The 19,070-nt window shown below is 67.8% G+C and carries 17 protein-coding genes and 1 pseudogene; 6 read left to right on the top strand and 12 right to left on the bottom strand.

From position 1 onward, the window contains the following. From G335_RS14425 to gshB, 12 genes and pseudogenes are all read right to left on the bottom strand, one after another. Positions 1-131: pseudogene (locus tag G335_RS14425) on the bottom strand (IS110 family transposase); the annotation flags it as partial. A gap of 238 nt (positions 132-369) precedes the next feature. Then, positions 370-1,278 (bottom strand): dihydroorotate dehydrogenase electron transfer subunit, encoded by a 909-nt coding sequence (locus tag G335_RS0101285; protein WP_018145117.1) that lies wholly within the window; start codon positions 1,276-1,278, stop codon positions 370-372. After that, positions 1,275-2,567: a dihydroorotase gene (locus G335_RS0101280; RefSeq protein ID WP_018145118.1), complete on the bottom strand. Its 1,293-nt coding sequence runs from the start codon at positions 2,565-2,567 to the stop codon at positions 1,275-1,277. Before G335_RS0101280 ends, G335_RS0101285 begins: the two co-directional genes overlap by 4 nt. Continuing rightward, positions 2,564-3,577, bottom strand: coding sequence for an aspartate carbamoyltransferase catalytic subunit (locus tag G335_RS0101275; protein ID WP_018175669.1), 1,014 nt, complete (start codon positions 3,575-3,577; stop codon positions 2,564-2,566). The genes G335_RS0101280 and G335_RS0101275 overlap by 4 nt, the downstream gene beginning before the upstream one ends. A gap of 19 nt (positions 3,578-3,596) precedes the next feature. Continuing rightward, complete coding sequence (gene pyrR / locus G335_RS0101270) at positions 3,597-4,118, bottom strand: bifunctional pyr operon transcriptional regulator/uracil phosphoribosyltransferase PyrR (RefSeq protein WP_018175668.1); 522 nt, start codon at positions 4,116-4,118, stop codon at positions 3,597-3,599. Then, a complete protein-coding gene (ruvX, locus tag G335_RS0101265) occupies positions 4,115-4,510 on the bottom strand; it encodes a Holliday junction resolvase RuvX (protein ID WP_018168934.1) in 396 nt (131 codons plus the stop codon). Before ruvX ends, pyrR begins: the two co-directional genes overlap by 4 nt. A gap of 2 nt (positions 4,511-4,512) precedes the next feature. Continuing rightward, a complete protein-coding gene (locus G335_RS0101260) occupies positions 4,513-5,091 on the bottom strand; it encodes a YqgE/AlgH family protein (RefSeq protein WP_018168935.1) in 579 nt (192 codons plus the stop codon). Positions 5,092-5,182: 91 nt separating this feature from the next. Continuing rightward, positions 5,183-6,055: an energy transducer TonB gene (locus tag G335_RS0101255; protein WP_026304741.1), complete on the bottom strand. Its 873-nt coding sequence runs from the start codon at positions 6,053-6,055 to the stop codon at positions 5,183-5,185. A gap of 156 nt (positions 6,056-6,211) precedes the next feature. Then, the gene (locus tag G335_RS0101250; RefSeq protein WP_018175666.1) at positions 6,212-6,760 is read right to left on the bottom strand and encodes a Gx transporter family protein; all 549 of its coding nucleotides are present in this window, start codon (positions 6,758-6,760) and stop codon (positions 6,212-6,214) included. Between the two features lie 10 nt (positions 6,761-6,770). After that, positions 6,771-7,145 (bottom strand): NusG domain II-containing protein, encoded by a 375-nt coding sequence (locus tag G335_RS0101245; RefSeq protein ID WP_018175665.1) that lies wholly within the window; start codon positions 7,143-7,145, stop codon positions 6,771-6,773. Further along, on the bottom strand, positions 7,142-8,179 hold the full coding sequence (locus G335_RS0101240) for an FAD:protein FMN transferase (RefSeq protein ID WP_018175664.1): 1,038 nt from the start codon (positions 8,177-8,179) through the stop codon (positions 7,142-7,144). Before G335_RS0101240 ends, G335_RS0101245 begins: the two co-directional genes overlap by 4 nt. A gap of 5 nt (positions 8,180-8,184) precedes the next feature. Continuing rightward, positions 8,185-9,147 (bottom strand): glutathione synthase, encoded by a 963-nt coding sequence (gene gshB, locus G335_RS0101235; RefSeq protein ID WP_018168940.1) that lies wholly within the window; start codon positions 9,145-9,147, stop codon positions 8,185-8,187. Between the two features lie 172 nt (positions 9,148-9,319). Here gshB and pilG point away from each other — a divergent pair, with 172 nt between their 5' ends. Genes pilG through G335_RS0101205 form a run of 6 tightly spaced genes read left to right on the top strand, consistent with a single transcriptional unit; the run spans position 9,320 to position 19,061 of the window. Further along, positions 9,320-9,736 (top strand): twitching motility response regulator PilG, encoded by a 417-nt coding sequence (gene pilG / locus G335_RS0101230; RefSeq protein WP_018175663.1) that lies wholly within the window; start codon positions 9,320-9,322, stop codon positions 9,734-9,736. Positions 9,737-9,781: 45 nt separating this feature from the next. After that, entirely contained in the window at positions 9,782-10,147 is a 366-nt protein-coding gene (locus G335_RS0101225) for a PleD family two-component system response regulator (protein ID WP_018145129.1), read from the top strand. Continuing rightward, positions 10,144-10,722: a chemotaxis protein CheW gene (locus G335_RS0101220; RefSeq protein WP_018145130.1), complete on the top strand. Its 579-nt coding sequence runs from the start codon at positions 10,144-10,146 to the stop codon at positions 10,720-10,722. The genes G335_RS0101225 and G335_RS0101220 overlap by 4 nt, the downstream gene beginning before the upstream one ends. A gap of 39 nt (positions 10,723-10,761) precedes the next feature. Then, positions 10,762-12,849, top strand: coding sequence for a methyl-accepting chemotaxis protein (locus G335_RS0101215; RefSeq protein WP_018175662.1), 2,088 nt, complete (start codon positions 10,762-10,764; stop codon positions 12,847-12,849). 15 nt (positions 12,850-12,864) lie between these two features. Continuing rightward, complete coding sequence (locus G335_RS0101210; protein WP_018175661.1) at positions 12,865-18,573, top strand: Hpt domain-containing protein; 5,709 nt, start codon at positions 12,865-12,867, stop codon at positions 18,571-18,573. Continuing rightward, the gene (locus G335_RS0101205; RefSeq protein ID WP_018175660.1) at positions 18,570-19,061 is read left to right on the top strand and encodes a hypothetical protein; all 492 of its coding nucleotides are present in this window, start codon (positions 18,570-18,572) and stop codon (positions 19,059-19,061) included. Before G335_RS0101210 ends, G335_RS0101205 begins: the two co-directional genes overlap by 4 nt. Positions 19,062-19,070: the final 9 nt, after the last annotated feature.

Here is a 19,070-nt window from a genome sequence, read left to right as displayed (position 1 = left end):
CCCTCCAAGCCACGGACCCACCGGCGGATCGCCGGGAGCTCGTTGGGACACGGCTGTGCGGTTTCACCGTCGATGCTGATCCACAACTCGGCCTTGCCGACATCGACCCCGATCCGATGCGTTGCCATCATCACACCTCCCGAGCTAGCTTGGAGTTGTCTGTCGGGGCCTCACCGAACGCTGGCTTGCCATCTATCGTCGGTCCCGTGCCGATCGATTCCTTATCGGCGTTTAAGGTGAGGGGTGGGACGAATTCTCCTACCGTCTGTGCCACAGGCCAGATGCCGGCCTCGTCCCTCCACCCCGACAGACCCTTTCTAGGCCTGCCGGGGTTAAACATACAAGTCGGCTTGCCGGCGAATGGTTCGCTTAGGTCCGTTCCGGCTCCGGGAATACATCGGCGGCCGCGAACACCGGACCGTCCACGCAGACCCGTTTCATCGCCACCCCATTCGGAGTGCGCACCGGTACCGTGCAGCCGGCACAGCCGCCTACCGCGCAGGCCATGAACTCCTCCAGCGAAACCTGGCAGGGGAGATCGAACTCCGCGGCCAGTTCGGCACAGGCGGCGAGCATCGGATGGGGGCCGCAGGCGAAGATTTCCACTTGGGCGCGCTCCTCCGGTGCGAGTCCGGCGAGCCAGGCGCGCCCCAGGTCCGTGACGAAACCGTCATAGGCGCCCGGCAGCCCGGCCTTGGAGGTCAGGCGGCAGGCGACCCCCCAGTCTTCCAGCAGCGGCAGGGTCGCGATTGCCCCGTCCGGCAGGCCCGACCAGAGGATCTCCGACGGGCGGGCATGAAAGGGAAACGGCACCTCGGAGCCCAGCACCGCATGGGTCTTTCCCGCCTCGCCCTGAAGATGCAGGCGGTGGGCGAGGAAGATCATCGGCGGGATGCCGACCCCGCCCCCCAGCAGCAGGCGCCTCGGACGTTCCGGATTCAGGCGAAACGGCTGGCCAATCGGGCCCAGCACGCTGAGGGTATCGCCCTTAGCCTGCTGCGACAGGGCGCGCGTGCCGTCACCGACCACCTTGTAGAGGAACTCCACCCAGCCGGCCTCGCGGTCCACGCGCTGGATCGACAGCGGGCGGCGCATCAGCAGGCGCGGGGCGCATTGCAGATGGGCAAACTGCCCGGGCTGTGCCGCACGGGCGCACTCGGGCGCAAGGACACGGAGGATCCACTGGTCCGCACCGGCGTCATGGTGGTCCAGGATGCGGCCTTCCTCCTGGAAGATCGTGCCCCGGTGGTTCCGGTCGGCAGTTTGGGTCGTACTCATGCGGTATCCTCGACGGGGCGGGTCCAGACCGGGCGCCCGGCGATCCAGGTCTCGCGGACCTGTCCCGCGAAGGTCCAGTTGAAGAAGGGCGTATTGTGGCCTGCGCTCAGCCAGTCTTTGCGGCGGACCTCGTGCATCGCGGCCGGGTCCCACAGCACGAAGTCCGCGCGCGCGCCGGCGGTCAGGCGTCCCTGGGCAAAGCCGAGGATATCCGCCGGCCCGGTGGTGACCCGGGCCAGTGCGTCGTGCAGGCTCAGCAGTCCGTCCTCGACCAGGCGCAGCGTCAGCGGCAGCAGGGTCTCCAGCGCCGAGATGCCGGGCTCGGTACTGGCGAATGGGCCCAGCTTGCTGTCCGGTTCATGTGGCTGGTGGTCGGAGCAGATCGCGCTGATGTCGCCGCGCGCGACGGCCGCGCGCAGGCCGTCGCGGTCGCGCTGGCCACGCAGTGGCGGGATCACGTGGCAGTTCGGGTCGTATTCCGCGACGTCGACCTCGGTCAGGAACAGCTGGTGGGCGGCCACGTCTGCGCTCACCGGCAGACCGTCGGCACGCGCCTTGGCGATCATCTCCGCGCCGCGGCGGGTTGATAACCGGGCCACGTGGACCCGCGCCCCGGTCTGCTCGACCAGCGCCAGGATGGCGCCCAGCGCCGCGGTCTCGGCGGCCTCGGGGATGCCGGCCAGCCCCAGCCGGGTGGAGACCGCGCCCTCGTGCATGCAACCGGAGCCGGTGAGGGCCGAGTCCTGCGCCGAGAGCACGATGGTCAGCCCGAAGGTGGTGGCGTATTCCAGTGCGCGGCGCAGCACGAGCAGGCTGGCCAGCGGCTTGTTCGCGTTGCTGACCCCGCGCGCGCCGGCGTTCATCAGGGCGGCCATCTCGGCGAGCTGCTGGCCCTCCAGTTGATGGGTGAGCGCCCCGAGCACGTAGACCCGAACGCCGCAGGCCTGGCGGGCGCGACGATTGATCAGCTCGACCTCGGCGGGCGAGTCGATCGGCGGTTCGGTATCCGGCGGGACGACCAGACTGGTAATCCCGCCACTGGCCGCCGCAAGGGTCTCGCTGGCGACGGTGGCCTTGTGCTCCTGGCCCGGTTCGCGCAGGCGTGCCGCCAAGTCGATCAGGCCGGGGATCAGCCACAGCCCGCTGCCGTCGATGCGCCGGCGCGGCTCGAAGCCGTCCGGGATCTGGCCGCGGGCGAGGATCTCGCTGCCTTGCACGCATAGCGCGCCGACCGCGTCGAAGCCGTCCACCGGGTCGAGGATGCGGGCGTTCTCGATCAGCACGCTCATGCCTGATGAGCCCCCATGACCATGGACATCACCGCCATGCGCACCGAGATCCCGTAGGTCACCTGTTCGAGGATCACCGAGTGCGGTCCGTCGGCCACGGCGGATTCGATCTCCACCCCGCGGTTGGCGGGGCCGGGGTGCATGACCAGGCAGGTCGGGTGCGCCAGTTGCAGCCGCCGCGAGGTCAGGCCGAACAGCTGGTAGTACTCGTGTTCGGAGGGCAGGTGGGCGTGTTCCATGCGCTCGCGCTGCAGGCGCAGCATGATGATCACGTCGACGTCTTTCAGGCCGGCGTCGAGGTCGTTGTAGACGTGTACGCCCAGCTGGTCGACATCCGCCGGCAGCAGCGAGCAGGGGGCGACCACGCGGACCTCGCCGGTCTGCAGGATGTTCAGCGCGTGGATCTGCGAGCGCGCAACCCGCGAATGCAGGATGTCGCCGACGATGGCCACCTTCAGCTTGGTGAAGTCGCCCTTGTGGCGACGGATGGTGAACATGTCCAGCAGCGCCTGGGTCGGGTGCGCATGGCGCCCGTCCCCGGCGTTCAGCACGCTGATCCCCGGGGCTACGTGGCGAGCGATGAAATGGGCGGCCCCGCTCTCCTCGTGGCGCACGACGAACATGTCGACATTCATCGCCTCGATGTTGCGCAGGGTGTCCAGCAGGCTCTCGCCCTTCACCGCCGAAGAGGTGTTGATGTTCACGTTCAACACGTCGGCGGACAGGCGCTTGGCGGCCAGCTCGAAGGTGGTACGGGTGCGGGTGCTGGCCTCGAAGAACAGGTTGACGATGGTCTTGCCGCGCAGCAGCGGGACCTTCTTCACCGCCTTCTCGTTCATGTTGGCGAACGATTCGGCGGTGTCCAGGATCTCGGTCAGGAGCTCCCGGTTCAGCCCTTCGATGGTCAGCATATGGCGCAGCTGGCCGTCATCGGTCAGCTGCAGGCAGTTGGGCAGCGGGCCCGGTTCGGGCAGCCGCGCGCCGGGGTGGGCGATCTGGGTCTCGGTCATCCGTTGTGGTTCCGCCAGTTCAGGCCTTCAGGTCCTCGGGATCGATCGTCACCCGCTCCAGGCGCAGCGGCTCGGGGCCGCGCAACTTGATCTGTTCGGTCTTGCCGAGTTCCATGTGGGCGCCGACGATCGCCGCCGCGATCGGCAGCTCGCGCCCGTCGCGCTCGACCAGCACCGCGAGGGTCACCGAGGCCGGGCGGCCATAGTCGAACAGCTCGTTCAGCGCCGCGCGGATGGTGCGGCCGGAGTACAGGACGTCATCCACCAGCAGCACGTGTTCCCCGTCGAGATCTTCCGGCAGTTCCGACGGGCGCACCTGCGGGTGCATGCCGATGCGCGAGAAGTCGTCGCGGTAGAAGCTGATGTCCAGCTTGCCGAGTGGGCGCTCTATCCCCAGGCGTTCGCGCAGGTGCTCCGCGATCCAGACACCGCCGGAATGGATGCCGACCACGATGGGTGCGGCGATCCCGTGGGTCTTCAGGTAGTGGCGGGCCTGCTCGGCCATGTCGTCGAGCAGGGTCGGGACGTCCGGTGTCGTCATGATGCATTCTCCAGAAACCAGCCTTCGAGGATGACCGCGGCGGCGTGGGCGTCCAGCCCCGGGTCATGGCGTCCCGGCCGGCGTCGCTCGCGGGCCAGATGAGATGTCAGGTGCTCGTCGCACCAGTATACCGGTTGCCCGTAGCGCTCTTCGAGCGTGCGGGCAAAGGCGCGGATACGTCGGGCCAGCGGCGTGGGCTTGCCATCGGCCTGGGTTGGCCATCCGACCACGAACCCTTCCGGGCCCCATTCCGCGACCAGGGTGTCAATCGCGGGCCACAGATCGGGGGCATCGCTGGTGAGCGTGCGCAGGCCGCGGGCCGAGCCCATGATCTCCTCGCCCACCGCGACCCCGATGCGGCGCCGCCCGTAGTCGAAGGCCAGCAGTCCCACCGTCAGGCGTGGCCGGAGGCCGGGCTGATCAGGTTGACGTCGATGCCGATGAGTTCGGCGGCGGCGCGCCAGCGCTCGGCGCTGGGGCGATCAAACAGGATGTCGGCGTCGGCGCGGGCGGTGAGCCAGGCGTTCTCGGCCAGTTCGCTTTCCAGCTGGCCGGGGCCCCAGCCGGCGTGGCCGAGCGCGATCAGGATCCTGCGGGGCCCCTGGCCCGCGTTGATCGCCTCGAGGATGTCGCGCGAGGTGGTCAGCACGATGGAGTCGGTAATGGGCTGACTGCCACGCCAGGTCTGCTCGGCGGAGTGCAGCACAAAACCGTGTTCCGGTTGCACCGGACCGCCGCGGAAGACCGGCATGTCCGGCAGATCCTCGCCGGGTTCCAGTTCCACGTGCTCCAGCAGCTCGCGCAGGGAGAACTCGGTGGGCTGATTGATGACTAGGCCCAGCGCACCTTGTTCGTCGTGATCGCAGATATAGGTGACCGCATGGCTGAAATAGCCATCGTTCAGGCTCGGCATCGCGATCAGGAAGTGATCGCGCAGGCAGTCCGGCTCGTGACGGGCGGGCGTCGGCTTCATGTCACCAGTATCGATGCTGACTCTGCAGGCCGCAAGGAAGGCCGGGCCGGTTTTCCCGATCCCGTGTGCGCCGCCGTTAATTCGTGTCTCCCTAGCGGATCTGTTCCATCTGGTCGCGGCGGAAGGCCCAGGTGCGGGTGATCACCAGTTCGTCGTATTCCTCGCGCATCGCCTCGGTGAACGGCGCGTACGGGGCCGCCAGTTCCACGATGCGGATGGCGGCCTGGTCCAGGACCGGCTCGCCCGAGCTGCGGGCGACCTCGATGTTGATCAGTTCGCCCTCCGGGTTCAGGCGGACCGACAGGACCAGGGTCCCGGAGAGACCGCGGCGCCGCGCCTCGTCCGGATAGTTCACGTTGCCCAGGCGTTCCACCTTGTTGATCCAGGCCTGCAGATAGGCGGCTTCGGGGGCGCTGCGCGCGGCCAGGCTGTCCAGATAGCGGGTGCGGCTGGCGCGGGTGGAGAATGTCTGGCGCTCTTCCGCCGGTGCCGCCCGCGCGCTCTCCAGGCCGCGATTCATCAGTGTCGCGGCGGAGGGTCGGTCCTCGGCATCGAGGGACTCCAGCGGCTCGGGGTCGGCGACCTCGGGGGGCGTGGCGCGCTCGTCCGGAGTGTCGGCGGCGATTTGTTCCGGTTCCGGCTCGGGCTCCGGGAGCGCCGGGTCCATGATCAGCGGGCCGGCCTCCGGCAAGGGTGCGTCGAGGCCCTCCGGCGCGGGCTCGCCGACGCCGGCATCCTCCGCATCCGGGGCCTGCGCCTCGCGGACCTCCTCGCCTTCACCGCTCGCGGCCTGGTCGCGGGTGGCGATGTGCTCGACCTCGTCGTCCAGTTCTGGCGGCGGGGCATCGGGGTCGGTGACCCAGGTGATGTCCAGGGGCTCGCGGGTGGGTGCCTCGATCGGATCGACCGCGAAGCCGATCCCCAGGATGATCAGCGCGTGCGCGACCACCGCGAGGAAGATCATGGTCCCCAGGTGGTCCTGTACGCGGGGCGCCTCCGGCGGGGGCGTGCCGGCTGGCCGTCCGGCGAGGGCGTTCGAAGCGGTATTCGCCGTCATGCCCCCTCCGGCCCACGGCGGACGCACACGGCCCCGGGGCCCGTGGGGCGGGCCGGGCTGGTGCTAATCATTGGGTGTGGGGTTGTGGGCATGGCGCTGGATTCGCGGGTCGGCGAGTACGTGGGCGGTCAGTATACCGGTCAGGCCGCCGGTGATCAGAGCGGCGAGCAACAGGGGCGGTAACACCAGCGGCAGGTTGGGGTGCGGGATGATGATTGCCCAGGCGAGCAGAAACTGCCCGGTGATGTGAGCCATCGCGGCAGCGATGGCCAGGCCCACCGGGCCGACATGCCGGGGGGCGAAGGGGCGCAGGGCGGCCAGCAGGACGAGGCTCGCCAGGGCGCCGGCCAGCGACAACCAGAACGCCGGGCTCAGCAGGGTCCCCAGCAGCAGGCTGCTGCCGACCACCCGGATCAGGGTGACCGCGACGGCCGCGCGCCAGCCGAGGACCAGCAGGGTGATCAGGGTGACGATGTTGGCCAACCCCGGCTTGATGCCCGGGACCGGGCTGGGGATGGCGGCCTCGAGGATCTGGATCCCGATGGCAATGGCGGCCAGCGCAGCGATCGCGCGGTCGCGGGTGTCGGTCCCGGCATGCGGATCGCCGGTCATCGTGGCCACATCAGTAATGCATGCTGTCGAAGCCCGGTTCCGTGCCGAGGACTTGCAGGGTCAGTCGATTGGGCAGGCTGACGGCGACCTCGCCGTGGGCCTGCAGCCAGCCGCTGGCCTCGCAGATGTTCTGGCGCCCGGGGGAGTCGGCGCAGCGGGCCCGGCCCGGTTCGATCTCGATGTGGGTGATCCCGGCCGGACCGTGGATCTCGACGACCCGGGCTCGGTCCAGCGGCTCGTGCTGTGGGGTGGCCCCGGCCTGGCTGATGACCAGTACCCGGGCCTCTCCCGAAGGGCTGTAGGCGAAAACGAAGGCCGCGACTACGACCCCCGCAGCCAGAGCCCCGATCAGGGTATCGCCCCAGCGCAGCAGCCTGTGGTTCACGGCAGTTCGCGTACCACGAACGGTTCCCGGTCGGGGCCGGGTCGCACGCGCTCGGCGAGCGCAGGCGTGGCCTCGATGCGGTCGCCCAGAACCACCAGGGCCTGTTCAATGCCCATCTTGCGGGCGTACTCCGGCCAGGCGTCGGGCCCGGCGATCATTAGCGTGGTGGCGGCGGCATCGGCCAGCGCCGGGTCGTGGTGGAGCACTGTGGCGCTGTCGATTCCCTGGCTCGGGCGGCCGTTGCGCGGGTCGATGACGTGGTGGATGCGCGCGCCTTCCCACTCGTAGCCGCGCTCGTAGTCGCCGGAGGTGAACAGGGCCTCGCCGGCGTCCAGTTCGATGCTGCCAAGCACGCCGCCATGCGGATGACGGATGCCCACCCGCCAGGGCCGTTCGCCCGGTCGTCCCAAGGTCATCAGGTCGCCGCCGGCGTTGAAGATCGCGGCCTCGACACCGCGTTCCGCCAGCAGCTCCAGTACGCGCTCCACCGCCAGGCCCTTGGCCAGCCCGCCGAAGTCGAGCTGCAGGTCCGGATGCGTCCCGCGCAGGCGTACGCCGTTGCGTTCGATGTCCTGCATGCGGGGCGGGTCGTCCAGCAGCTCGGCCAGGGTGCCCTCGTCCGGGGGTGGGCCGTCGGGTTCGTCCTGATGGAAGCCCCAGGCGGCGACCAGCTTGCCCAGTGCGGGGTTGAACAGGCCGTCGCTCAACGCCTCCATCTCGCGGCCGTGCTCGATTAGCGGCAGCACCGACGGCGGGGCGCTGAACTCGCCCTGCAGGGCGAGTAGCTCGTTGGTGCGCCCGAGTGACCCGGGTTCCCATGCATGCCAGGAGGTATGCAGGATTTCCAGTTCCTCCTGAACCGCGGTTCCGATCGCCTCCACGTCATATTCGCCGGCCGGGTAAAGGCTGAGATCCACCAGCGTGCCGAAGGCGTAGAAGCCAAGCTGTTCGGTATCCGGTTCCTCGCGGCCGCAGGCGGCCAGGAGCGCGGCCGCGAGCAGCAGGGGCAGGGTTCGAATCAATACGGAGCGCATGCCGCTCATCCTTCGATCGGGCGAGTGAGGTAGTCGATGTACTGGCCGGCCAGGTCGTCTCCGCCTGCCGCGTCCAGTTCGCGGACACCGGTGGGACTGGTGACGTTGATCTCGGTCAGGGAATCCCCGATCACGTCGATGCCGACGAAGTCCAGCCCGCGGGCCTTCAGCTCCGGGGCGATTTCGCGGCAGATCCAGCGATCGCGTTCGGTCAGGGGCACGGCCTCGCCCCGGCCGCCGGCGGCCAGGTTGGCGCGGCTTTCGCCCGCGGCCGGGATGCGGGCCAGGGCGTGGTCGTAGGGCTCGCCACCGATCAGGATGATGCGCTTGTCCCCAGCGGTGAACTCCGGCAGGAAGCGCTGCGCGACCACGCTGCGCTGGTCGAACTCGGTGATGGTCTCGAGGATCACCGAGGTGTTCGGGTCGCCCTCGCGGACACGGAATATCGAGGCCCCGCCCATGCCGTCCAGTGGCTTGACCACGATGTCTCCCTGCGCCTCGAGGAAGGCGCGGATCCGGCCCCGGTCACGGGTAATCAATGTGGGCGGGCAGCACTGGGGGAAGTGGACGGTAAAGGCCTTCTCGTTGACGTCGCGCAGGGCCTGCGGGCGGTTCGATACCCGTACGCCGTCGCGCTCGGCGAGCTCGAGGGCGTAGGTCGCGTAGATGTACTCCAGATCGAACGGCGGGTCCTTGCGCATCAATAACAGGTCGAAGCGCGCCGCCGGACCCGTCACGGGCTCGCCCAGGGTGAAGAAGTCCTCGCGCCGGTCGTGCACCTCGATCGGGCGGCTCCGGGCCGCCGCCCGGCCCGCCTCGATCCACAGGTCGGCCGGCTCCAGGTAGTGGAGGCGATGGCCGCGGGCCTGTGCCGCCAGCATCATGGCGAAAGTGGTGTCCTTCCATGGTTTGATACCCGCGATCGGGTCCATCAGGATGGCGATGTTCTGGGCCACGTTGCCTCGCACGAACGGGATGTTCCGGGGGAGTATGCCATGCCCGCCGGGGCCGTCGGTGACCCCGCAAGCTGGATCAGCGCCGCGCGCGTTGCGGCCCCCGGTATGCAATATCATTGTGTGCTGTTTGTCACAGAGCCCCGGTTCCGCTAGATTCGGGGCGAAATGACCTCAGGGGGAAAAGGTGTCTAACGCGCTTGCCGAAGCGGACTCGGCCACCGAGTTTCAGGGGCTCAAGGTCATGGTGATCGATGACAGCAAGACCATTCGGCGTACCGCCGAATCCTTGCTGCAGAAGCACGGGGCCGAAGTCATCACCGCCGTGGACGGCTTCGAGGCGCTGTCCAAGGTCGCGCAGTCGCGCCCGGACATTATCTTCATCGACGTCATGATGCCGCGCCTGGATGGCTACCAGACCTGCGCACTGATCAAGAACAACAGGGAATTCCGTGCCACGCCGATCATCATGCTGTCGAGCAAGGACAGCGTGTTCGACAAGGCGAAGGGGCGCGTTGTGGGGTCGGAGGACTACCTCACCAAGCCGTTTACCCGGGATGACCTCCTGGGCGCCATGCGCCGATACGCCAGTCCTGCGGCGTGATGCACAGCGTCGCCACTGCACACTAACCAAGGAAAGACGAACCCCATGGCCCGCATTCTGATCGTTGACGATTCGCCGACCGAAATCCATGTGCTGCGCACCATGCTCGAGAAAAACGGGCACTCGGTGACCACCGCCGAGAGCGGCGAGGATGGGGTCGCCGCCGCCAAGTCGCAGGTGCCGGATCTGGTCCTGATGGATGTGGTGATGCCGGGCCTGAATGGCTTCCAGGCCACGCGCCAGCTTTCCCAGGCGGATGAAACCGCGCATGTCCCGGTGGTTGTGGTCAGCACCAAGGATCAGGCCACCGACCGGGTCTGGGCGATGCGTCAGGGGGCTCGCGACTACATCACCAAGCCAGTGGTCGAGAAGGACCTGCTGGCCACCATCGGGAAATATCTGTCGGCATGAAGACCGACCTGTCCTCGCCGTTTGCGCTGATTGCGAGCCTTGATCGTGAAGGGCGCCGCGTCAATCGCGAATTGCGGCGGGACATCGGCACCGGCTGGCGCGGCGTCCTGTTGCGGGTTGGCGATTTCCGCTTCCTGGTCGATATGGACTCGATCGCGGAGGTCGCCGACCCGATGGCGCTGACCCGCGTGCCGCTGGCGGATTCCGCCGTGCTCGGTGTGGGCAATCTGCGGGGGCTGGTGCTGCCGGTCTTCGACATGGGCAGGCTGCTGCTGGACCGGCCATTGCCGGACGACGCGACCGGGCAGCGCATCGTGGTGGCGCCTCAGGGCCAGGGCATGGCCGGGCTTCTGGTCAGCCAGGTCGAGGGGATGCGCCGCTGCATCCCCTCCCAGCGGCGCCTGGAGGTCTCGGTACCCGAGGCCGTCCGCCCGTTCATTACCGGCGGGTTCGATCTGGGGCACCGGTTGCACCCGGTGCTGGATCTGGACCTGCTACTCAATGACAACAATCGCTTTACCGGCACGGGTTTGGCCGGTGCATCCAATAGCGAACAGTCCGCAGCTACCGTCTGATGACGGGGTTTGCGGTGCTGCGACAGGGAGTATGAACTGATGGGATCGAGTCGTCGCGCACGTAACTTCGTCCTCGGGGGCTTGCTGGTGCTGGCCCTGATCGCGACAGGCGGGGCCTTTACCTACCACGAGTACGAACAGAGTCAGTACCGTGACCGGATCGCGCTGGCCAATGACTTGCGTCTGTTATCGCAGCGTCTCGCCACCAGCTCGCTGGAGGCGGCAGCCGGCTCCGAGCAGGGATTCCGCGATCTGCAGTCCCTGCGCGATGACTTCGAGGCCCGCCTGGACCGAATCCGCCAGGGGGGTGACGGTCTGCAGCCACTTCCGGAACCCTTGCAAGAGGATATCGCCGCGGTGGATCGCGAATGGTCGGCGTACCGGGACAACATCAACACCGTCATCCTCGGGCGTTCGGATATCCAGTTGATCACGGAATTTTCCGATGCGGTGGCCGCGTTTTCGCCGGAGCTCTCGCGCCTGTCCGACGATGTGGTGCGGCGCATGACCCGGATCGGCGAGCCGCCGGAGCAGGTCTATGTGGCGGCGCGCCAGACCATGCTGATTCAGCGTATCGCCAACAGCCTGGGTCGCGTGCTCCAGGGGGGCGCCGAGGCGGCCCCCGCGATCGAGCGCTTCGAGCGTGATGCAACGTTGTACGGCCGCGTGCTGGACGGCCTGATCGAGGGGTTCGCCCCGCTGGGGGTCGAACCGGTCGATGACCCGCAAGCGCGTGCCTTGCTGATGGAGATCGCCACGCTGTTCGTCGCCTTTAGCGAGGCGGTGGAAGGCGTTCTGGATACCTCCACCCAGGTGTTCGAGGTCAATGCGGCGGCCTCCAATGTCGAGGCCAGCAGTGGTGCGATGCTGGAGACCACCGGGGACTTCGAAAACGCCATCACCGTTGAGGCCGAACGCGCGGGCGTGATCGCGTTCATCGGGTTCGGCTTCGGTGGCCTCGCGCTGCTGCTGCTGATCGCGATGGGTCTGTTCCTCTACCGCGATACCAAGCGCGAGCTGGCGGAGACCGAGGCGCAGAACGAACGCAACCAACAGGCAATCCTGCGCCTGCTCGATGAAATGATGAACCTTGCGGATGGCGACCTCACGGTCAACGCGACGGTGACCGAGGACTTCACGGGGGCCATCGCGGACTCGATGAACTACGCGATCGAGAACCTGCGCACCCTGGTCGCGACCATCAACACGGTGGCGGCCGATATCAGCGAATCCTCGGCTTCCACGCGGTCCCAGGTGCTGGGGCTGGCCGAGAAGTCGGAAGAGCAGGCCCGCGAGATCCAGCGCGCGGACGACGCGATCGAGGAGGTGTCGGGCTCGGTCGACAAGGTCGCCCAGGATGCCGAACAGTCGGCCTCCGTGGCACGTAACTCGGTGGAGATTGCATCCCGCGGGGCGGGCACCGTGCGCCGTTCCATCGAGGGCATGGACAATATCCGCGAACAAATCCAGGAGACGGCGAAACGGATCAAGCGCCTGGGTGAATCGTCGCAGGAGATTGGCGACATCATCGGCCTGATCAACGACATCGCGGAACAAACCAACGTGCTCGCGCTGAATGCCGCGATCCAGGCCTCCGCCGCGGGCGAGGCCGGGCGAGGCTTCGCGGTGGTGGCCGACGAGGTCCAGCGCCTTGCGGAGCGCTCCTCCAGCGCGACCCGTCAGGTGGAGGGGCTGGTCAAGGCTATCCAGGCGGATACCAGCGAGGCCGTGAGTTCCATGGAGCAGAGTACCGCCAACGTGGTCCAGGGGGCCGAGCTGGCCCAGGCCGCGGGTGAGGCCCTGTCCGAGATCGAGCAGGTCTCCAGCGATCTGGCGGATCTGATCGACGGGATCTCCTCGTCGGCGCGCAAGCAGTCCGAGATGGCGCAGGATGTGACCTCCATCATGGCCCAGATCCGCGAGATCACCTCCGAGACCACGCAGGGGACCCAGTCCACCGCGGCGGCGATTGGCGACCTGGCCCAGCTCTCGGCCCAGCTGCAGTCCTCGGTATCGGACTTCAAGCTGCCGGAGCCGGGCGGGACCACCGAGCGTGTCGATGCTGTGATCGAGGAGGAGCGGACTTCCGACTCCGATCCGACCTCTTCCGACGAACAACGAGCCTGACGGCGGACGCGGCCGATGGCATCCAGCGCACTGAACTGGGTCCGCGACGAGCTCGACAAGCTGTTTGTCGAGGTCCAGGACGCGTTGCGACGGTACTCCGACGATCCGGACTGTCGCGATTGTCTGGCCGAGGCGCGCAGTCGTGTCGAACAGATCCGCAACACCCTGGTCATGGTCCAGGTCGACAGCGTGGTCCTGATCTGCGACGAGATGTTGCAGGTCCTGGGTCAGATCGAACGCGCTGACGAGCCGAATGTGGCCGCCACCGAGCCGCTGCTACGGGCCGCCCTGCAACTGCCCGACTACCTCGAGAACGAGGGCGATGGCGAATTGCCGTCGCCCATGATCCTCGTCCCTCTGCTGAATGAGCTGCGCAACAGTCGCGGCGCTTCGTTGCTGCTGGATGTCGCGGCATTGATGCCGGACCCGCAGACAGTGGACGATGAGCGTGTAGGCTCGGGTGGCGATGTGCTCGACCCGACATCTCGCGTCCCGCTGCTGCAACAGGCGCGTCGGCGCTTTCAGCGGGATCTGCTGGAATTGGTGCGCGGCGAAGATGCGACCGAACCGGCCGCCCGAATGCAGGCGACCGCCCGCGTTGTGGAGGAGGCCGTTCCGGCGGGCGAGGCCCGGCGCTTGTTCTGGGTCGCCGGTGCGATGCTCGAGGCGGTCGCCGAGGGCGGTGTCGAAGCCGATACCGACGTGCGCCGACTGGTCGGGCGGGTCGATCGCGAACTCGGACGCTATCTGAACGCCTTGTCGGCCCATGTGGAGGCCGGTAATGCCGGATCGGAACCGGACTACGAGGCATCGCCCGACCTGATCAAGACCCTGCTGTTCCACGTTGCCTGTGCGACCTCCGAGGGCGAACAGACCCGCGCCGTGCGCGAGGTATTCGGGCTCGACCGGTTGAGCCTCGTGGAAGGCGGTACAGGGGTGGGCCGTTCGGTCTACGACAACCTGCGCCAGGCCCTGGAAGACGACCTTGCCGAGGTCCGCGAGCGGCTGGATGTCTTGATGCGGTCACAGGTGCGGGGTGTCGACGACCTCGAGAGCCTGCGCGGGCAGGTCGAGCGTATTGGCTCGACGCTCAGTCTTCTCGGGCTGGATGCCGGACAGGACCACACCGACGCCCTGATGGCATCGCTTACTCCCGAGCGCGCGGGCGCGGCGGATGAACAGGTCGACATGGTACTGGCGGAGCACCTGCTGGCGCTGGAATCCCTGCTGGAATCGGGTCTGCGCCGCAAGAGCGCCAGCCCCACGCCCCAGGCCGAATTCGATCGCGCGCTAGCGGCGGCCGTCTACAAGGAGGCCCTGGTGGATGTGCGCCGGGTCCGCGACATCTTCCTCGGATTCCTTGATGCCGGCGCGGACGCCTCTGGCGATGGACTCGACGAGGCCCGCGAGGGGCTGCGCCGGATCGAGGGCGCGATGTCGATGTCCGGCTTCGAGGCCCTGCACGCCCTGCTGGGCCCGCTGATCCGTCATCTCGATTCCCGTGCCGGCATGGCAGCGGCCGAACTCGACGAAGGCGAGATCGACGCCCTTGCCGAGGTCCTCAGCAGTATCGAGGTCGCCCTGGAGTCTTCCGGACAGCCCTGGCGTGAACTGGACAGTGTCCACGAGCGGGGGATTTCGGCCCTGCAGCGCATTGGTGCGATCTCCGGCGGCGACGTCGCCGCCGTTCATCTGGCTGCGGTCCCGGATGCGCCGGCGGCAGACACCGGGGCTGAATTGGACCCCGCCGGCCTCGCCGAACCGCCGGTTTTCGATCTCACACCCAACGACGAACCTGGCGAAGAGCCATTGGACACGCTCGCCGCCGATGCCGATGCCGATGCCGATGCCGATGCCACGCCTGTCGTGCAACCGGCGAGCCCGCTGCCCGCGGCCGGTCGCGATTCATTGCCTTTCGACGACACCGTGCTGGCGGAGCAGGTCCGCGGTCCGGAGGTCGACCTGGAAATCCTGGAGATCTTCCTCGAGGAGGCGGACGAGGAGGTAGCCAGCCTGGGTGAACATTTCCCGCGCTGGCAGGCCAACCCGGCCGATCTCGACAGCCTCTCGGTCATTCGTCGTTCCTTCCACACACTGAAAGGGTCGGGCCGGTTGGCCGGCGCCTTGCGCCTGGGCGAGTTCGCCTGGGCCGTGGAGTCGTTCCTCAACCGCCAGCTGGATTCCGGCCAGGAGGCGGACCACGCCACGTTGCAGGTGATTGAGGATGGCATCGGGGTCCTGCCCGGACTGGTGGCGGAGGTGCGTGACGATACCGGGCCGGTTACGCCGGTTCTGGACATTGCCCTGCGCCTGCGGGCTCTGGCCGGCGGCGAGCCGGAACCCGAGGCCGAGGCGGAGGATGACGAGCCGGCTGTGCGCGCTGCGCCGCCGGGTGCGGACGCGGAGTTCGAGGCCCTGGCGCGTACCCTCGACGAACTGGACGCACCGGATTCGCTCGCAGGCGCCGAGACGGCGGCCCCCGACCAAGACGCGGCGGCCGACGAGCTCCTGCAGGAGCCGGGCGCCTTTGTGCCCGATCTGCCGCCGGATGCCCTTGCAGCGGCGACCGACAAAACGGAATCCGCCGAGTCCGAGCACGGCGGAACCCTGGATTCGCCGTGGGAGACGGAAGAGCCGTCGGCGGCTGAGCGGTCTGCTGAACCGCTGGATCTCGACGCCCTGGAGCTTCCCGCCGATGCCTTCGAGGTGACCGAAGAGGCGCTGACCGAGGGCGACACGATGGCCCCGGATGTTGCGGCCGAGGTCGGGGAGGATTCCGGCGCCGTCGAGGAGGGTGCCCTCGAGGGTCCTGTAGACGGAGAGGCCGAGGCTGAAGAGCCGGAACTTCCGTCCGAGCCCATGGCCGCTCGCATGGACACGGATCCCCAGCTGTGGCAGGTGTTTGCCGCCGAGGCGCAGGTCCATCTGCTCGCGCTGCGTGGCTGGCTGGACGAGTCCCAGTGGCGCCCGGACCGGGTTCCGAACCATGACCTCGAGCGGGCGCTGCATACCCTGAACGGCAGCGCCCGGACGGCCGATATCCGTGGCATTTATTCGGTGTGCGGACCGTTCGAACGGCTGATCCGGATCCATCGCGACATGGAATGGGCACTGCCACCGCAGGCCATCGAGTTGCTGCGGCAGCTGGAGACGTATGTGGCCGATGCAGTCGGCGACGAGGCACCGGACCCACTCAAGGTCCTGGACCCGCCGCCCTGGGCCCCCGAGGTCTATGCCCTGCTGGATAATGCGACCGCGGAACAGCTGCTGCGGACTGAAGATGATGCCAGCGAGGAAGCGTCGCCCGACTTCGACGACCTCGATGTCGCCGAGTCGGCCGCAGAGTCGGCACCGGAACCGGAGATCGACTGGGAGTTTGCCGAGGTCTTCATCGAGGAGGCGCGCGATATCCTCGAGTCTGCGTTCACGGCCCTGAATGGCTGGCGCGAGACTGGGGGGCGCCCCGGGCCCGATCAGAATGCCTTCCAGCGCGAAGTGCACACCCTGAAGGGCAGCGCCCGCATGGCCGGTTTCACCGTGGTCGGAGCCATTGCGCACGCCCTGGAAAGTGCGTTGAGCGTGGAGACCGAGACCGGTCTGGAGCCGCGCGACGGCTTCTTCCAGCTTACCGAGCGGGCCTTGAGCGACGTACAGCGCCTGGTCGAGCGCGGGGTCGGGGCCTGGCAGATGGACGAATCGGCCAGCGAATCGCTGCCCGCGCTGCGCGCCTGGGCCGGGGGTGAAGCGGACGCCGAATCGACCGACGCGGAGCCCGAGGCGGATACGTTTGAGAGCGACGACTCCGAAGCCGAAGCCACCTCCGGGAGGGATCTGGAGGCCGAGGAGGCCCGAGCGGAGACGGACCGGCGCAGCCACGAGACGCCGGAGACCGAGGGGCGGCGGATCCAGGACCAGGTGCGCATGGATGCCGAGGTCCTCGACAGCCTGGTGAACAATGCCGGCGAGCTGGCGACCTTCCATCGCCGCTTCGAACAGACGGTTGGGCGGGTCGAGAGCCAGGTCGACGAACTGGAGCGCACCATCGCACGTCTGCGCGACCAGCTGCGCAAGCTCGAGATCGAAACCGAGACCCAGATCCTGTTCCGGGTGGAGGAGGAGAGTGGCGAGGACGCCCTCGACTTCGATCCGCTGGAAATGGACCGCTATTCCGGCATCCAGCAGCTGTCCCGTGCGCTCGCCGAGAGTGTCAGTGACCTCGAGGCTCTGAAGCAGGAAGTCGGTGACGAGTTGCAGAATGCCGGGGGCATCCTTCTGCAACAGCGGCGCGTGGGGACCGATCTGCAGGACCAGTTGATGCGTCAGCGCATGGTGCGTTTCGCGCGTATGGCGCCGCGGCTACGGCGGGTGGTACGCCAGGCGGGCGAGGACCTGGGCAAACAGGTCCGCGTCGAGTTCACTGGCCAGGGGGCCGAGCTGGACCGTGCCCTGCTGGAACGCCTGGTGTCGCCGTTGGAGCACCTGCTGCGCAATGCCATTGCGCACGGCATCGAAGGCGCTGCCGAACGGGAACAGGCACACAAGCCGGCGCAGGGCCAGATCGATGTCAGTCTGGAGCAGTCCGGGAGCGAGATCCGGTTGCAGGTCACGGATGACGGTCGGGGCATCGATGCCGAGGCGATCCGGGCGCGCGCGGTGGAGCGCGGGCTCATTGCGGCGGATGCCGAGGTCACGGATGCCCAGGCCCTGCAGCTCATCCTGCAGTCCGGTTTCTCCACCGCCGCCGAGGTCTCGCAGGTGGCGGGGCGCGGCGTTGGCCTGGACGTGGTGAACAGCGACGTGAAACAGCTGGGCGGCACGCTGGAGATCCAGTCGACGCCGGGCAAGGGCTCGCGTTTCACCATGCGCCTGCCGTTCACCCTGGCGATCTCGCAGGCCTTGCTGGTGCAGGTGGGCGAAGAAACCTTTGCCGTCCCGATGGCCTCGGTGGAGGGCGTGGTTCGCGCGCGTGCGGAGGAGATCGATCGCCGGGACGACGAGGCAATCTACAACTACATCGGTCAGGACTACGCAGTGCGCGGGCTCGGTGACTTGATGGGTGTGGAGAGTCAGGCGGGCGTCGAACACTTGCCGGATCATCCGTTCCCGTTGTTGCTCGTGCGCGCCGATGATCAGCGTATCGCGTTGCGCATTGACGGTCTGCTGGGTAGTCAGGAGGTTGTGGTGAAGTCGGTGGGCCCGGTCCTCAGTCGTATCCCGGGTGTGGCCGGTGCCACCCTCCAGGGCGATGGTTCGGTCATGCTGATTCTTGATCTGAGCATGTTGGTGCGGTTTGCCTCCGCGACGGCGTCCCTGGCGGAGGCGCCGCAGGCTGTTGTCGAGACGGCGAGCGCGAAACGGATCATGGTGGTGGATGACTCGATTACCATTCGCAAGGTCACCGCGCGCCTGCTGACGCGCCACGGCTACGACGTGGTCACGGCCCGCGATGGCCTCGATGCGGTGGGCCTGCTGGACGAGCGGCGCCCGCAGCTGATCCTGCTGGACGTGGAGATGCCGCGCATGGACGGCTTCGAGTTCGCCGCCCACGTGCGCGATCATCCGGACTTCGGGCGGGTGCCCATCATCATGATCACCTCGCGCAGCGGGACCAAGCACCGCGAGCGAGCCAACCGTCTCGGGGTCAACGGTTATCTCGGGAAACCGTATCTGGAGAATGACCTGCTGAACGCGATCCGCGAGCAACTCGAAGGGATGCCGGCATGAGCGAGGAAGCACAGGGCCAAGCCGTCGAGGCGGTGATCGTTCAGCTGGATAGCGGCTCCATCCTGCTCCCGCGCAGCGCCTTTCTCGAGGTGACCACTCGCGCCGGGGCCGTCCAGCAGGAATCCGAGCATCCGGATGTCCCGTGGCTGCAGCCCAGCCTGATCTGGCAGGACGTGCAGGTGCCGGTGATCAACGTGAACCAGTTGCTGGATCCGGGCCGCGACAGCGGCGAGGATCGCCGGCGGTTCACCCGGCTTCTGGTGATGCAGGCGGTGATGCAGCCGGATCACCTGCCGTTTTATGCCCTGGAGGTTCGCGGTACGCCGCATCCGGTGCAGATCACCGCGCAGAATATCTACGCGCTGGAGGACGTCGACGCCACTCCGTGGTCCTGGCGGGTGAAGGCCTCGGGCGTGACGACTCACTTGCTTCGGCTGGATACCCTCGAGCAACGTCTGCTCGAGCTTGCGGAGACGCAGCCAGCCTGATTAGTGCGG

Source organism: Thioalkalivibrio sp. AKL8 (genome assembly GCF_000380525.1).
Lineage (GTDB): Bacteria > Pseudomonadota > Gammaproteobacteria > Ectothiorhodospirales > Ectothiorhodospiraceae > Thioalkalivibrio > Thioalkalivibrio versutus.
Note: the sequence above shows the minus strand (reverse complement) of the source record. Positions and strands in the feature narration are given on the sequence as shown.

What these genes read in the sequence shown, in the direction of transcription:
- G335_RS0101220 (WP_018145130.1), top strand. Translation starts at nt 10,144, where the DNA reads ATGAAGACCGACCTGTCCTCGCCGTTTGCGCTGATTGCGAGCCTTGAT.
- G335_RS0101255 (WP_026304741.1), bottom strand. Translation starts at nt 6,055, where the DNA reads ATGATCTTCCTCGCGGTGGTCGCGCACGCGCTGATCATCCTGGGGATC.
- G335_RS0101250 (WP_018175666.1), bottom strand. Translation starts at nt 6,760, where the DNA reads ATGACCGGCGATCCGCATGCCGGGACCGACACCCGCGACCGCGCGATC.
- G335_RS0101215 (WP_018175662.1), top strand. Translation starts at nt 10,762, where the DNA reads ATGGGATCGAGTCGTCGCGCACGTAACTTCGTCCTCGGGGGCTTGCTG.
- G335_RS0101225 (WP_018145129.1), top strand. Translation starts at nt 9,782, where the DNA reads ATGGCCCGCATTCTGATCGTTGACGATTCGCCGACCGAAATCCATGTG.
- G335_RS0101210 (WP_018175661.1), top strand. Translation starts at nt 12,865, where the DNA reads ATGGCATCCAGCGCACTGAACTGGGTCCGCGACGAGCTCGACAAGCTG.
- G335_RS0101280 (WP_018145118.1), bottom strand. Translation starts at nt 2,567, where the DNA reads ATGAGCGTGCTGATCGAGAACGCCCGCATCCTCGACCCGGTGGACGGC.
- pyrR (WP_018175668.1), bottom strand. Translation starts at nt 4,118, where the DNA reads ATGACGACACCGGACGTCCCGACCCTGCTCGACGACATGGCCGAGCAG.
- G335_RS0101260 (WP_018168935.1), bottom strand. Translation starts at nt 5,091, where the DNA reads ATGAAGCCGACGCCCGCCCGTCACGAGCCGGACTGCCTGCGCGATCAC.
- G335_RS0101285 (WP_018145117.1), bottom strand. Translation starts at nt 1,278, where the DNA reads ATGAGTACGACCCAAACTGCCGACCGGAACCACCGGGGCACGATCTTC.
- G335_RS0101205 (WP_018175660.1), top strand. Translation starts at nt 18,570, where the DNA reads ATGAGCGAGGAAGCACAGGGCCAAGCCGTCGAGGCGGTGATCGTTCAG.
- G335_RS0101240 (WP_018175664.1), bottom strand. Translation starts at nt 8,179, where the DNA reads ATGCGCTCCGTATTGATTCGAACCCTGCCCCTGCTGCTCGCGGCCGCG.
- G335_RS0101275 (WP_018175669.1), bottom strand. Translation starts at nt 3,577, where the DNA reads ATGACCGAGACCCAGATCGCCCACCCCGGCGCGCGGCTGCCCGAACCG.